The 13,316-nt window shown below is 61.9% G+C and carries 14 protein-coding genes; 2 read left to right on the forward strand and 12 right to left on the reverse strand.

From position 1 onward, the window contains the following. Positions 1-239: 239 nt before the first annotated feature. The 8 genes from E6C55_RS20260 to E6C55_RS20295 form a co-directional block, all read right to left on the reverse strand. On the reverse strand, positions 240-803 hold the full coding sequence (locus tag E6C55_RS20260) for a LemA family protein (protein WP_136371645.1): 564 nt from the start codon (positions 801-803) through the stop codon (positions 240-242). Positions 804-866: 63 nt separating this feature from the next. Next, entirely contained in the window at positions 867-2,579 is a 1,713-nt protein-coding gene (locus E6C55_RS20265) for a DUF2207 domain-containing protein (RefSeq protein ID WP_230986778.1), read from the reverse strand. A gap of 366 nt (positions 2,580-2,945) precedes the next feature. After that, complete coding sequence (locus E6C55_RS20270; protein ID WP_136371647.1) at positions 2,946-3,461, reverse strand: hypothetical protein; 516 nt, start codon at positions 3,459-3,461, stop codon at positions 2,946-2,948. 44 nt (positions 3,462-3,505) lie between these two features. Further along, positions 3,506-4,828 carry a pyrimidine-nucleoside phosphorylase gene (locus tag E6C55_RS20275; protein WP_136371739.1) on the reverse strand — a complete coding sequence of 441 codons (1,323 nt, stop codon included), beginning with the start codon at positions 4,826-4,828 and terminating at the stop codon, positions 3,506-3,508. 34 nt (positions 4,829-4,862) lie between these two features. Then, a complete protein-coding gene (locus E6C55_RS20280) occupies positions 4,863-5,687 on the reverse strand; it encodes a purine-nucleoside phosphorylase (RefSeq protein WP_136371648.1) in 825 nt (274 codons plus the stop codon). Between the two features lie 150 nt (positions 5,688-5,837). Beyond that, a complete protein-coding gene (locus tag E6C55_RS20285) occupies positions 5,838-7,013 on the reverse strand; it encodes a phosphopentomutase (protein WP_136371649.1) in 1,176 nt (391 codons plus the stop codon). Between the two features lie 4 nt (positions 7,014-7,017). Further along, a complete protein-coding gene (locus E6C55_RS20290; RefSeq protein ID WP_136371650.1) occupies positions 7,018-7,929 on the reverse strand; it encodes a tyrosine recombinase in 912 nt (303 codons plus the stop codon). 24 nt (positions 7,930-7,953) lie between these two features. Further along, a complete protein-coding gene (locus tag E6C55_RS20295) occupies positions 7,954-8,193 on the reverse strand; it encodes a DUF4227 family protein (protein WP_136371651.1) in 240 nt (79 codons plus the stop codon). Between the two features lie 231 nt (positions 8,194-8,424). On the opposite strand from E6C55_RS20295, the gene E6C55_RS20300 reads away from it, so the two are divergent. Then, positions 8,425-9,594 (forward strand): S8 family peptidase, encoded by a 1,170-nt coding sequence (locus tag E6C55_RS20300; RefSeq protein WP_136371652.1) that lies wholly within the window; start codon positions 8,425-8,427, stop codon positions 9,592-9,594. A 63-nt stretch (positions 9,595-9,657) separates the two neighbouring features. On the opposite strand, the gene E6C55_RS20305 is transcribed toward E6C55_RS20300, so the two are convergent. Then, positions 9,658-10,101: a MarR family winged helix-turn-helix transcriptional regulator gene (locus E6C55_RS20305; protein WP_136371740.1), complete on the reverse strand. Its 444-nt coding sequence runs from the start codon at positions 10,099-10,101 to the stop codon at positions 9,658-9,660. Between the two features lie 104 nt (positions 10,102-10,205). On the opposite strand from E6C55_RS20305, the gene E6C55_RS20310 reads away from it, so the two are divergent. Further along, positions 10,206-10,682, forward strand: coding sequence for a glutathione peroxidase (locus E6C55_RS20310; protein ID WP_136371653.1), 477 nt, complete (start codon positions 10,206-10,208; stop codon positions 10,680-10,682). Positions 10,683-10,761: 79 nt separating this feature from the next. On the opposite strand, the gene fur is transcribed toward E6C55_RS20310, so the two are convergent. The 3 genes from fur to E6C55_RS20325 form a co-directional block, all read right to left on the reverse strand. Further along, positions 10,762-11,250, reverse strand: coding sequence for a ferric iron uptake transcriptional regulator (fur, locus tag E6C55_RS20315; RefSeq protein WP_136371654.1), 489 nt, complete (start codon positions 11,248-11,250; stop codon positions 10,762-10,764). Positions 11,251-11,356: 106 nt separating this feature from the next. Next, positions 11,357-12,013: a stage II sporulation protein M gene (gene spoIIM / locus E6C55_RS20320; protein ID WP_136371655.1), complete on the reverse strand. Its 657-nt coding sequence runs from the start codon at positions 12,011-12,013 to the stop codon at positions 11,357-11,359. Between the two features lie 87 nt (positions 12,014-12,100). Beyond that, complete coding sequence (locus E6C55_RS20325) at positions 12,101-13,315, reverse strand: endonuclease Q family protein (protein ID WP_136371656.1); 1,215 nt, start codon at positions 13,313-13,315, stop codon at positions 12,101-12,103. Position 13,316: the final 1 nt, after the last annotated feature.

Genomic DNA, 13,316 nt, shown 5'->3' on the forward strand with positions numbered 1-13,316 from the left:
CATTGAGCCTGAACATCTCAATTTTATCGGAATGGTCTTGGTGGTCAAACCCTCGTTCCCTCCACCCGCATAGCGGGTGGTTTTTTGTTTCGCGCGTTTCACGCACTCAACAGGCTAAAGCCTATAAATAATCCCTCTCGCGAAGCGTTCGCGGGAGGGATTTGCGTTAAGAGGGATGGAAGCTGTCAATGCGGTGCGAGGGGGTGCCGGGATTTGATGCGCAACATCGCGTTCATGAACTATTGGAGCTTGAACTCGACTTTGGGCACGGCCTTCTCGCTCTCGTCGATCTTGAAGAACGCTTCCTCGCGGAAGCCGAACATTCCGGCCAGGAGGTTGGACGGGAACACCGCCAGCGCGGTGTTGAACGATTCGACCGAATCGTTGTAGAACTGCCTGGCGTACCGGATTTTATCCTCGATATCCGCGAGCTGCTCCTTGAGATAGAGGAAGTTCGCGCTCGCTTTGAGATCGGGATATCCTTCCGCCACCATCATCACGCGGCCGACCATCGCGGACAGATCGCCGCTGGCCGAAGCCTTATCCTCGACGGACGACGCGGAGGCATACTTCGTTCTCATCTCCGTCATCCGACTAAGCGTCTCTCTCTCGTAACCCGCGTAGCCCGACACCGTCTCGATCAGATTCGGAATGAGGTCGAATCGGTTCTTGATGATGATGTCCACCTGCGACCAACTGTTGCGGACCCGATTGCGCAGCTCGATAAGCCGGTTATAGGTGATCATGATCCACAGCAGTACAATAACAACAATGCCGATTCCAATATAAGCGCCGATAGACATGAGATCGTCCTCCCTTATTCCCTTGTGGTCGTTCCTTGTTGAAGCCGCTTGAACCCAGAACCGTCAGAACGCTCCGCGGCCACCCCCGCCGCCGCCTCCTCCGCCTCCCGAGGAGAACCAGCCGCCGGAATCGGAGGAGCTGCCGCTGTCCGACTTATGCGATTCCGTTACCGCGTCTTTGAACTGCTTGTTCAATTCGTCAAACTCCGTAACCGCCCATGTCTGATACAGAATGGGGGCGCTATAGTCCCGATCCGTCACGCTGCGAATAACAACCTTCGTGTCCTTGATCATCTTCTTCGCCGCTCCGAGCGGAATCGCGTACACGAAGTAATGATCCCACAGGTGAACGGCCATCGCATCGCGATTCTCGATTCGGCTGTAGGCGCGAAGGAAGCGGTCGAACGCCTTCCACTTCTCGTATTCGGTCTGTCCTTCCCTCGTTCTCTGATAGCGTCTCGGCTTGAAGAAGGGCAGCGGAATCGCGCAGAACAGCAGCCAACTCCAATCGGACGGAGCAGCGAACCAGAAGCCGAAGAACTGAATGAAGAACGCAAGAAGAACGTAGCGGTAGATGCCCGAGTTCTTCTTCAGCAGCTTGCGCTCCAGGGCCGCTTCCTTGATTTTATCCTGCCAGGCTGCCCACTTCTGCGGAAATTCAGTTCGCAACGAAGCGCTCAGACGAATCTCCGACAGGGCGACCTTGTCGCCGTCGCCGATCTCGCCTATGAACCATTCGAGCAGCATCGCCTCGTGCGGCAATAAATCATCGGCAGATTTGCCCGTCCGCTTGAAGGAATAATCGCGCTTGCCCTTGCCCGTCTTCGGAGAGCCCAGCTTCTGCATGACGACGTGCTTCCTTCTGACCAAGTCGAGCATCGTCGCCATTAGGTCCCGGGACTCGATCCCGGAATCGAGCAGGAAGCTGACGACGGCGGGCGACGCGTCGGACGGAAGCTCGCGATAATAGTCCCCCTTCCACTCCGACTTGGGGGGCCTGCGATATCTCTTATAAATCCAGAAGCCCGCCCCGAGATTCGCGATCAAGAGGAGCACCGCATACGGAACCGTGTAGTCGTTCGAGCTCTCGGCCTCGTCATTCGCCTTCCAGTTCCGCTCTTCCTCCACAATGTTGTCCCTTTGCGGCTCTTCGCTCACCTTGCCGCTGCCGGGTACGTACTGCGGAGGGAACAGCACGCGGGTCTCGAACATCCGGCCTGCCGGCAGCGACTCGACCCGGAACAGAACCGTGCCGTCGTCCGTAGTCTGGATATTGCCATCCAGCGGACCGTGCCCGAACGCCGTAATCTCATCCTTCGAGATCCCTGCCGGCAGCTCGATCTCGATGCTCACGGAGCCAAGCGGGTTGGCGTTCGTCTCGTCGAAGAACTTCCAGTACAGCTCTGCCGTGTCCGCGTACACCTGCACGACATTCTTGACCGTATAGGTGAGCTCGAACTCCTTCGTCGTGTCGACGGATTCCGAGAACACCTTGTAATGAAGCGCGTCCCCGTCGGCGGTCTGCTCGACTTCAAGCGGGGTCTTGTCTTCTCCCGACACCTCGTAAGCTTCGAATTGTTCGATGCCGTCGGAGCCGGCGGCGTTCAAGTCGACAAGGATGCCATTGAAGGCGCCGTCGAATCGGTACGTGTCGCGCTCGGTGACGAACATGTCGCCTGCGGAGTCGATGCGGGCATGAATGTCGGTCGCGCTGATCTCGAAGGAGCGATCGTCCGCATAAGCGGGCGCGACGGAGAGGAGCAGGAGGAGCGACATCAAGAGAACTAAGACTCTGGATCCAATAGACATAGGCAGCAATTCCTCTCGGCAGCGTGGAAAATAGTCAATTCAGCGGTAAGCGCGAGCACTTAGGCGAAGAATCGCTAGTCTTTTTGTCTTATATTTCTTGTTATCGACGGAATTCGGCCGATTTTTTAGAGGATTCCGGAGAATTCCGCTATTTTCGCCAATTTTCGCGCACATCGTGCCCGGTAGAACGCTTCCAAACTATCGTTTGCAATAGCCGGCCCTCTCCCCTGCCCCATGCCTTCAACGGAATGGTAGGGAGCAGAATCTCGATAGTGGGCAAAGCGATCCACATACCCCCACCCCGTATCGGCATCGCACCTCCTGCTATCGCCGCTATCCCTTTTCGCTAAAGGGTGCCTTATCCCTTCTGATCAGTATCCTAATTATTGGAAATATGTACCTGAGCAGTAGGGATAAAACAACCGGCAGGGGAACGATTTGGGGAACGGAATGGGCGAGCGGATAAGGAAGAGCGGATATTGGTGTGTTGAAAAGAAAGCGGTCGTCCCAGGAGTCGCGGGACTTCAGGCGCCTGTCCTTTGAGCGGGTTGCGGAGCAACGGGCGGCGGCTTGCGAGGAATGTGAGGCATGTGAGGCATGTGAAGCATGTGAAGCGTGTGAAGCGTGGTGAGTATGAATGCTCATTTTTTGAGCATTCAGCATCCCGTCGGCAGCTTGCGGGGCGTGAATGCTCATTTTTTGAGCATTCAGCATCCCGTCGACGGCTTGCGGAGCGTGAATGCTCATTTTTTGAGCATTCAGCATCCCGGCGGCGGCTTGCGGGGCGTGAATGCTCATTTTTTGAGCATTCAGCGTCCCTCCGGCAGCTTGCGAAGCACGAATTCTCATTTTTTGAGCATTCAGCGTCCCGGCGGCGGCTTGCGAAGTGCATTCTACTGTCGCACGCCGTCCTTGCTCACGACCGCGTAGATAAGCGGAGCGGCGGCGGGAGCGGCCGCTCCGAGCTCGTAGGCTCGGACGATCTGAGCGGCGGCGCAGGCCGCCTCGTCATTCTCGCGGGCGTGCAGGTACGCCAGCGTGTCCCCCGCGCGCACGCGGTCGCCGCGCTTCGCGATCAGTTCGACGCCGACGGCGTAGTCGATCGCGTCATCCTTGGCGGCGCGTCCGGCGCCGACCCGCATCGCCGCGAGACCGATCGCCTCGGCGTCGATGCCATGCACATAGCCGTCCGCGGCCGCCGGCACCGGAAGGCGCTCCTTCGCCTGCGGCAGCAGCTCCGGCTGGCGGGCGACCGCCGGATCGCCGCCTTGCGCGGCGATCATCGCGCCGAGCTTCGCGAGCGCGGCGCCGGATTCGAGCGCGGCGAGCAGCTTGCCGCGCGCCTCGTCCTCGTCAGCAGCTTGGCCGCCGAGGACGAGCATGTGGCCGCCCAGCGCGAGGCACAGCTCGCGCAGGTCTGCCGGCCCTTCGCCGCGGAGGATGTCGATCGCCTCGCGCACCTCGAGCGCATTGCCGATCAGGTTGCCGAGCGGCTGATCCATGTCGGTGATCGCGGCGACCGTCGTGCGGCCGACCTCGGTGCCGATCGCCACCATCGCCTGCGCCAGCTCGATCGCTTCCGCCGCCGTCTTCATGAAGGCGCCGCTGCCGAACTTGACATCGAGCAGGATCGCATCGGCTCCGGCCGCGATCTTCTTGCTCATGACGGAGCTGGCGATAAGCGGAATCGACTCGACCGTTCCGGTCACATCGCGAAGCGCATACAGCTTCTTGTCCGCCGGCGCGATGTTGCCGCTCTGTCCGATGACGGCCACCCCAATATCGTTCACCTGGGCGAAAAATTCATCCCGCGCAAGCTCCGTGCGGAAGTCCGGAATCGACTCGAGCTTGTCGATCGTGCCTCCCGTGTGGCCGAGCCCCCGGCCGCTCATCTTCGCGACCGGCACGCCGCAAGCTGCGACCAGCGGCGCCAGAATGAGCGTCGTCTTGTCTCCGACGCCGCCTGTGCTGTGCTTGTCCACCTTGACGCCGCGAATCGCCGACAAGTCGACGACATCGCCCGAACGGGCCATCGCGAGCGTCAGCTCGGCCGTCTCCCGGTCCGTCATGCCCGTGAAGCAGACGGCCATCGCCCATGCCGACGTCTGATAGTCGGGAATCGTTCCCGTCACGACACCGCTGACGACGAAGCGAATCTCCTCCGCCGTCAGTTCATCTCCCGCTCTCTTCTTGCGGATCACATCCACCATGCGCATCGTCGTCATCCTCCCTCTCTTCCCTGCCGATTGTCTACAGCTTGGGCAGAAGCGCCAGCACCAAGGACACGAACTCGCCCTTCACCCGCTCCGACGTCTCCATCACTTCCTCGTGAGACAGCATCTGGTCGAGAATGCCCGCGGCCATGTTCGTGATGCAGGAGATGCCGATCACCTCAATGCCCGCGTGGCGAGCGACGATCACTTCCGGCACGGTGGACATGCCGACCGCATCGGCGCCGATGATGCGCAAGTAACGGATCTCGGCGGGCGTCTCGTAGTTCGGGCCGAGCAAGCCGGCATAGACGCCTTCCTTAAGCGGCACGCCGAGCGCCGCCGCCGTCTCCTTCGCGACGGCGCGCAAACGCCGCGAATAGGCGTCCGACATGTCCGGGAAGCGGACGCCGAGCGCGTTGTCGTTCGGGCCGACGAGCGGGTTGCGGCCGGTCAGGTTCAGATGATCGGAGATAAGCATAAGATTGCCGGACGAGAAGTCCAGATTGATGCCGCCCGCCGCATTCGTCACGAGCAGCGTCTTCACCCCGAGCTGCTTCATGACGCGTACCGGCAGCGCCGTCCGCTCCGGCTCGTAGCCCTCGTACATATGGAAGCGGCCGCGCATAAGCGCAATGATACGCCCCTGGAGCCGTCCGATCACAAGCTCCCCCGCGTGGCCTTCAACCGTCGAGACCGGGAAGTGCGGAATGTTCGCATACGGAATCGTGACCGCATCCTCGACCTCGTCCCCGATCACGCCAAGCCCCGACCCCAGAATAAGACCCACCTCGGGAACGTGCGCCGTGAGCGATTGAATGTAAGAAGCCGCTTCTTCGATAACTTGCCTCGTTTGAATAGCCATGCGAATCTCTCCTTTGTCTCTAATCGGCCGTTTAGCCTATTTAACGCGGAATTCCGGAGGCGTTCCGTTGAGTCATGGTTACTCATCCGGACCCGCCATACCAGCACCTGCGCCCGCACTTGAGTAACTTCCCCCTTCCCCAACGCCGCCCTATCCCTGCAGCTCGGACAGGAAGCTCCGGCCCCGGCCGGTGGCCTGCGCCTTGAAGTTGTCCGCGATCGTCGCGGCCAGGTCCGAATACGTCTCGCGAACGCCGAGTCTTCCGCCTTCAAGCGAAGGCGAATAGACGAGAAGCGGCACGTACTCCCGCGTGTGGTCGGTGCCGCGATGCACCGGGTCGTTGCCGTGATCCGCGGTAATGACAAGCAGGTCGTCCTTCCCCAGCTTGCCGAGAAGCTCGGGCACGGCGCGGTCGAACTCCTCCAGCGCTCTCGCGTAGCCGGCCGGGTCTCTCCGGTGGCCGTAGAGCGAGTCGAAGTCGACGAGGTTCACGAACAGCAAGCCCTCGAAGTCCTTGTCCAGCTCGCGAAGCGTCGTCTCGATGCCGTGGGCGTTGCTCTTCGTCGGCAGTGCGCGCGTAATCCCTTCCCCGTCGAAAATATCGTTGATCTTCCCTACGGCGACCACCTGATAACCCGAGTGCTTCAGCGAGTTCAGCACGGTCGGCTGCGGCGGCTTGAGCGCGTAATCGTGGCGGTTCGGCGTGCGTTCGAACGCTTTCGGTTTGCCTACGTAAGGCCTTGCGATGACGCGGCCCACGGAGAACTCGTCCGTCAGCGTCAAGCGGCGGGCGATCCGGCAGGCGTCGTACAGCTCCTCGAGCGGAATAATCTCCTCGTGGGCGGCAAGCTGGAACACGCTGTCCGCCGACGTGTACACGATCCAGTCTCCGCTTCTCATCTGCTGCTCGCCGAGCTCGTCCAGAATGGCCGTGCCCGACGCCGGCTTATTGCCGATCACACCGCGCCCCGTCTCCTTCTCGAACGCTTCGATCAGCTTCTCCGGGAAGCCGCCGGGGAACGTTCGGAACGGAGTCTCGATCTTCAGCCCCATCAGCTCCCAATGGCCGGTCATCGTGTCCTTGCCGGCGGATACTTCCGCCATCTTGCCGTAAAACGCCGTCGGGGACGGCTCCGGCTCCCAGTTCCCGAGCGGGGCGATGTTCGCGAGCCCGAGCTTGCGAAGGTTCGGCAACTGCAGCCCCGGAACCGATTCCAGAATGTGGCCGAGCGTGTGGGCGCCTTGGTCCCCGTAGCTGTCCGCGTCGGGAAGCTCTCCGATGCCGACGCTGTCGAGCACGATAACGGTTATGCGGCGAAACTTCATGCGTTTAATCCTCCTTGGGGGGCTTGCGTGCCCGCGGGTGGGCGATCTCATACACTTCCTTCAGCCGAGCTTTGGCCGGAGGCTGATAAGCCTGCGTCGTCGCCGGCGCCTTGTGGCCCATCATCTCCTGAACCGAACGCAGATCGGCTCCTCTTGCGAGCAGATGGACCGCGAACGATTGCCGAAGCGTATGCGGCGCGATCTCGCTCTCAAGCCCGGCTGCGTCCGCATACTTCTTGATCAGCTTCCAGCAGCCTTGCCTTGTCAGCCTTCCGCCGAGATGGTTCAGGAAGAGCGCCTGCTCCTCCTTCCCCTCGCGGAGGAAGGCCGGTCTGGATCGCTGGATATAGTTTACCATCCATTCCGCGCAGAAGGAACCGATCGGCACCATTCTCTCCTGTCCGCCCGGACCGACGCAGCTCAGCATTCCGAACTCGGGGCGAATATGCTTCACATCCAGCGCCAGCAGCTCCGACACCCGCAGGCCCGACGCATAGAACAGCTCGAGCAGCGCCTTGTCCCGAAGTCCGATCGGCGTCCCCGTCTCCGGCGCCTCGAGCAGAGACTCGACATCGGCCTCCGACAAGGCCTTGTGCGGCTTCTTCTCCAGCCGAGGGGCCTGCAGCGAGAGCGCCGGGTTGTCCGCAATGACGCGAAGCGAGAACAGCCGTTGGCAGAAAGCCCGAACGGCCACGATCCGCCTCGACAGCGTCGCGTTCGACCGGGCCATTCCGCGCAGCTTCGCCAGATAAGCGGCAAGGTGGCGGGGCTGAATCCCCTCCGGCTCCGTGATCCCGACCTCCTCCAGATGCCGGAGCAGGTCGGTCAGATCGCTGCGGTAGCTGCCAAGCGAGCTCGCGGCAAGCCCCTTCTCCTGTTCGAGATAAAGGAGGAACTCCTCCATATGCGTCTTCATCGCGCGCTTCGAACTCCTTCCGTATTACTCGCCCAGCTCCCAGAACAGCTTGAGCCGGTCCTTAACCGCCTCCGCGCCGATGGCTCCCGCGGGATCGCCGGACAGGAACACCTTGGCGGAGCTTCCGTCCGGCACCTTGTACGGGTCCATCGGCGACACCCAGCCTTGCATCCAGCCGAACACATGATGAACCATAACGGTCAACACGAGAAAAAGCAGGGTGAACTGAAGCCGCTCTATCCACTTGCCAGACCATTCGCGCATATCGCTTCCGCCCCTTCATCTTCGGTTTTGGAAGCATCCTATTCGGACAAGAGCCGTTTCATGCCGACTCGCGCCGATTAAGCGGACTCGTGCCGATCAAGTTGCCGGACCGAAGCGCAGACGGAGCCGTTCGGCCGAACTGGGCTCACCATCCGGAGCATTCGTCCATACATTGCCTTAGGGAAGGCCTTGACCGCCCAAATCGTTCTGTCCAGGGAGAGTTGTCCGAGAATGAAGCCTGTCGAACAGATTCTGTCCCGTTCCGTTAGGCCCCGTCCTTCGCGTTCGACCGAGCGGCGCATCGTCTCCTTGCGCCGCAGCGGCGACTACCGCAGATGCCTGAAGGAGCTGGCCGCAGCGGGCATCAAGCCGGTCAAGAGCTCCAAGGCGCTGCGCTTGATCTGCTGCCATGCCGAGAAGAAGCGCCGCTGGGGAGCCCTTCACAAGCATCCGCGCATCGCTTACATCGAGAAGGATGCGAAGGTATCCGCCCACGGCCTGAGCGCGTCCGGCGCCAAGCGCAAGAGCGGCCGCGTACGGGCCGCCTGTCCGGCCAAAGCGCCATGGAACGTATGCCGCGTGCAATCCCCGCCGCTCTGGCCGCGCTCCCGGGGGCGCGGCGTGCGCGTCGCGATCCTCGACACCGGCATCGCCGCTCACCCCGACCTGACCATCGCGGGCGGGACGAACACAATCGTTCCCGGCGGCTCGTATGCCGACGACAACGGACACGGCACGCATGTCGCCGGCATCGCCGCCGCGACGGGCCGCGGCCGAATTCTCGGCAATGCGCCGCGCGCCGCGCTGTACGCCGTCAAGGCGCTTGACCGCAGGGGCGAAGGCTACATCTCGGATATCGTGCAAGGCATCGACTGGTGCATCGCCCACGGCATCCGGGTCATCAACATGAGCTTCGGCATGCCGGGCGACAGCCAGGCGCTTCGGGCCGCGCTTCGAAGGGCGCGCCGCAAGGGGATTATCCTCGTCGCTTCCGCCGGCAACGACGGCAGAGCGAGCGGGGGCCTCGACGTTCCGGCGCGCTACCCGGAGACCATCGCCGTCGCCGCGACGACGCGGCGCAATCGGGTCGCCAGCTTCTCCAGCCGCGGCAAGGGCATCGACATCGCAGCCCCGGGGGTGAACATCCTGTCGACGTACCTGAACGGCACGTACGCACGGATGTCCGGCACTTCCATGTCCGCCCCCCACGTGGCGGGCGGCGCCGTGCTGCTGCGCGGCGTCTCGCCCGGGCTCAAGGCGGGCGCAGCGGCGGCCCGGCTGCGGAAGTACGCCCTGCGCATTCCGGGCGGCCGAAGCGCCGTCGGCTCCGGCCTGCTCCAGGTTGCCCCCGCCGCGACCGGACTCGGCATTCGGAAGAGAGCCTCGCGCAAGAGCTGTTAGCCCGTTATCCGCCTCCCCCGCCGCCTTGCCGCCCGCGTCGCGGCGGCAGGGCGGCTTGCCTCGTTACGGAGCCGGATCGTCCGGCTCTTCGGAACGGTGAATCCGCTTCAGCAGCGCCGCCATCTGATCTCGCACGGCCATCAGCTCCTCGGCCTCGGCTCCCGCCAGGCGGTAGAGCTGCTCCGGAATCGTACAAGCCTTGAGCTTAAGCGCCCGGCCGTCCTCCGTCAGAAGAATGCGCACGCTCCGTTCGTCGTTCGGATCGCGCACACGCTTGACGTAGCCTGCGGCCTCCAGCTTCTTGAGCAGCGGCGTCAGCGTCCCCGAATCGAGGTAGAGCCGCTCGCCCAGCTCCTTGACGGAGATGTCGTCCCGCTCCCACAGCGCGAGCAGGGTAATATACTGCGTGTAGGTAAGATTCAAGTCCTTCAGCAGCGGATGATACAGCTTCGTGATCTCGCGGGCGCAAGCATATACGGCGAAACAGAACTGGTTGTCCAGCTTCATCAGGTCGTCGCTCAGGTCGTCGCTCACGGTACACTCCCCTTGACTTCCAAATTAGATTTTATAAAATTAAATTATATCACTAACATGACGGGGAGGGAAATACGATGACGGTTTACGATTACGAGGTGAACACGATTCAAGGCCGGCAAGAGACATTGGCCCGGTATAAAGGCAAGGTGCTGCTGATCGTCAACACGGCGACCAAGTGCGGTCTCGCGCCTCAGTTCCACGGCTTGCAGAAGCTTCACGAGAAGTACGCGGACAAGGGCCTCGCGATCGTCGGCTTCCCGAGCAACCAATTCATGCACCAAGAGCCCGGCGACAACGAAGAAGTGGCGAGCGCCTGCGAGCTGAACTTCGGCGTGACGTTCCCCTTGTATGCCAAGATCGACGTGAACGGCAAGACTGCCCATCCTCTCTATCGGTTCCTGAAGAAGGAATCCCCCGGCCTTCTCGGCTCGGGCAGCATCAAGTGGAACTTCACGAAGTTCCTCGTCGACCGCGAAGGCCGCGTCGTCAAGCGCTTCGCCCCGACGGTCGCTCCCGAGAAGCTCGAGAGCGCCATCGAAGACCTCCTCTGAACCCGCAACTGCCGGCGAATTGCATAAAGAGGATGCCGCTAAGCCGCATGGCTCCCGTGGCATCCTCTATTGGTCGCTGTTATAAGCTCTTCGAAGCCGACGAGTCCGCTTGCTTGGCCGCCTCTTCCGCCTTCGCCCGGCACTTCGCGCATACTCCCGTGAAGTCAAGCCGATGGTCGAGCACCGTGAAGTTGTACTCGGCTTCCAGCTTCTCCTCGAGCGGAGTCAGCCAGTCTTCCATAATCTCCGTCATGGAGCCGCATTGCACACAGATGAGATGATGATGGTGATGCTTGTTGCTCTCCGTACGAAGATCGTACCGGGCCACGCCGTCTCCGAAGTTCATCTTCTCGACGATATGCATCTCGCTTAACAGCTCAAGGGTTCGATAGACTGTCGCCAGCCCGATCTCGGGCGCAATGTCCTTAACGAGCATGAACACGTCTTCCGCGCTCAGGTGATCCTCTTCGTTCTCCAGGAGAACACGGACTGTCGCTTCCCGCTGCGGGGTCAACTTGTAGCCCTGGGATTGCAATTGCTGCTTCACTTTCTCGATTCGGGCTTCCATGATTCTCCCCCTTAACCCGTTCAACACACTTGATTCCATTATAGGGGGAGCATATTTCGGAAGTCAAACGTTAACAGGTAAAGATTGACGAAAATTGCCCGATTCGCTATTTTCCGAGAAGGAACGAGGCGGATATTCGAGCCGTTTCGGGAGCGATTCTCTCGAGCACGAGCGGGGATACGTACGCTTCGTAGAGAGAGGCGACTCCGAGCACCAGCAGCATCGCGATCGCTACGGCGGTATGCGCAACAATCGGCGGGAACATGCTTCCCTTGCGGCGGAACAGCCGTTCGTGAACGAAGTAGTAGGCGAAGCGCGAAGCGGACACGCTGGAAATAATCAGCGCGGGAATCACGATCAGGTTCTGCGGGGCGATCGCCGCGAGCGACAGGCCGACTCCGTGCCAGTTAAGCTCCCGGATAATCAGCCCGACCGAGAAGCCGAGCAGCACTCCCTTCAGGAAGTCCAGGGCCATGACGAAGGGCAGGCCGATGACGGACAAGCCGAGCGTCCAGATCAGGAACAACCACTTGGCGTAGAGCAGGAAGCGTTCCCGGAACGCGGCCCCCGCGTCGAGAGAATCCGGATTGCCGAACGTCTGCCAGTACGCGCCGAGCCTGTCCGCAAGATCCTGCTGCTGATCCAGCGTCAAGGCGTTCACGAGCACGACGCCGAAGACGACCCCGGACAGCAGCAGCACCCCTATGAAAATATACATGTTGCGGTTATCGCGGGCGGACAGGTTCCACAGCCTTTTCCTCACCATTGTTGCCCCCTCGTCCTTAAGCATCCTTGTCCGGTGCCTATGTGTATGACGAAGGAGGCGCGAATATGCGCTCCGCCTTAGCGGTTAATCTCCGATCCGGCCGTAGACGCCGCCGCTGCCGGGGACGAGCGACAGCTTGTCCTCCCGGGCGGCGAGAATGAGCGATGCCAGCTTCTCTCCGGCGACCTCGGCGATGGCCTCGTGCGCAGCGCGATGCAGAATGGCCATCTCCGTCCCGACCTCCTCCAGCAGCCTCCGTCGCAGCTTGGGACCGATGCCGGGGAAGAACGAGAGCGGAATCTGGCGGATGTACGGAGGACGTCCTTCCATTCCTTCGCCTTCCGCCCGCTCCGCCAGCTCGTCGATCCGCCCGGCCACTCCGCGCACCAGCCTGCGGCTGCCGCAGCTCGGGCACGCTTCCGGAATCGCCTCCGCCGCGTCGACCGGCTGCTTGCAAGCCGCGCAGAACGTCTTATGGTACTTGCCCAGCCTCGGGTGCAAGCCGAGATTCGAGACGATTCGTCTGCCGCTCTCGCCGCGAAGCGCCAGCGCCCACTCCGCGAAGCTGAGCCCGCCGAGCAGAAGCTCGTTGCATTCCCGGCCGATCATCCCGGTGGAGTGCGCATCCGAATTCGTCAGGAACGGGCAGCGATCCAGCTCCGGCAGCCGGGACGCCATTCTCGTATCGGCGCTTAAGCCCAGCTCGACGGCGGCGATGCCGTCCGGATCGAGGCGATCCGCGAGCCGGTCGGCCGAGCAGCCGAGCAAGCCGCGATGCGGCGTGAATGCGTGCGCGGGAATCACGAGACCGCCCCGGGCGATCGCCTCCGCCTGAAGCTCGCGCGCCGTCGTCCGGATTCGCTGCGAGCTGAGACTGACATTCTTCATCAGCGGCTCCATCCAGCGGGTCCACCCCTGGATCGCCTCCAGCGTCGGGAAGTAGACAAGCAGATGGAACGGCCCGCCTCCTTCCTCCTTCACCTCGACCTCGCAGCCCGGCAGGATGACGGTGTTCCGGTAACGGATGCCTCCGCCAGGCACCTCCTCCATCTCGCCGGAATGCAGGCAGTCCATGATGTCCCGCTGCACGGGCGGCGAATGGCAATCGATCACGCCGACGAGGCCGACTCCCTTGCGCTCGGACGCCTCCTCCGCGATCGAACGGAACGTCAGGCCGCTGCTTGCGCTTATCTTCACCGGCTCGCCTTCGCTTGCGCGACCGATATGGACGTGCAGGTCCGCGAACACCGGGATTCCGTCCCGGAGCGCAGCGTTCGGCTCGATTGCATTCTCGCTCATA

This window comes from Cohnella fermenti (assembly GCF_004801405.1).
GTDB lineage: Bacteria > Bacillota > Bacilli > Paenibacillales > Paenibacillaceae > Cohnella > Cohnella fermenti.

Bases quoted from the DNA above. Each gene is read 5' to 3' on its own strand.
- E6C55_RS20290 (WP_136371650.1), bottom strand. From the start codon at position 7,929: ATGAAGACGCATATGGAGGAGTTCCTCCTTTATCTCGAACAGGAGAAG.
- E6C55_RS20260 (WP_136371645.1), bottom strand. From the start codon at position 803: ATGTCTATCGGCGCTTATATTGGAATCGGCATTGTTGTTATTGTACTG.
- E6C55_RS20310 (WP_136371653.1), top strand. From the start codon at position 10,206: ATGACGGTTTACGATTACGAGGTGAACACGATTCAAGGCCGGCAAGAG.
- E6C55_RS20280 (WP_136371648.1), bottom strand. From the start codon at position 5,687: ATGGCTATTCAAACGAGGCAAGTTATCGAAGAAGCGGCTTCTTACATT.
- E6C55_RS20295 (WP_136371651.1), bottom strand. From the start codon at position 8,193: ATGCGCGAATGGTCTGGCAAGTGGATAGAGCGGCTTCAGTTCACCCTG.
- E6C55_RS20270 (WP_136371647.1), bottom strand. From the start codon at position 3,461: ATGAGAATTCGTGCTTCGCAAGCTGCCGGAGGGACGCTGAATGCTCAA.
- E6C55_RS20265 (WP_230986778.1), bottom strand. From the start codon at position 2,579: ATGTCGCTCCTCCTGCTCCTCTCCGTCGCGCCCGCTTATGCGGACGAT.
- E6C55_RS20275 (WP_136371739.1), bottom strand. From the start codon at position 4,828: ATGCGCATGGTGGATGTGATCCGCAAGAAGAGAGCGGGAGATGAACTG.
- fur (WP_136371654.1), bottom strand. From the start codon at position 11,250: ATGGAAGCCCGAATCGAGAAAGTGAAGCAGCAATTGCAATCCCAGGGC.
- E6C55_RS20285 (WP_136371649.1), bottom strand. From the start codon at position 7,013: ATGAAGTTTCGCCGCATAACCGTTATCGTGCTCGACAGCGTCGGCATC.
- E6C55_RS20300 (WP_136371652.1), top strand. From the start codon at position 8,425: ATGAAGCCTGTCGAACAGATTCTGTCCCGTTCCGTTAGGCCCCGTCCT.
- E6C55_RS20325 (WP_136371656.1), bottom strand. From the start codon at position 13,315: ATGAGCGAGAATGCAATCGAGCCGAACGCTGCGCTCCGGGACGGAATC.
- E6C55_RS20305 (WP_136371740.1), bottom strand. From the start codon at position 10,101: ATGAAGCTGGACAACCAGTTCTGTTTCGCCGTATATGCTTGCGCCCGC.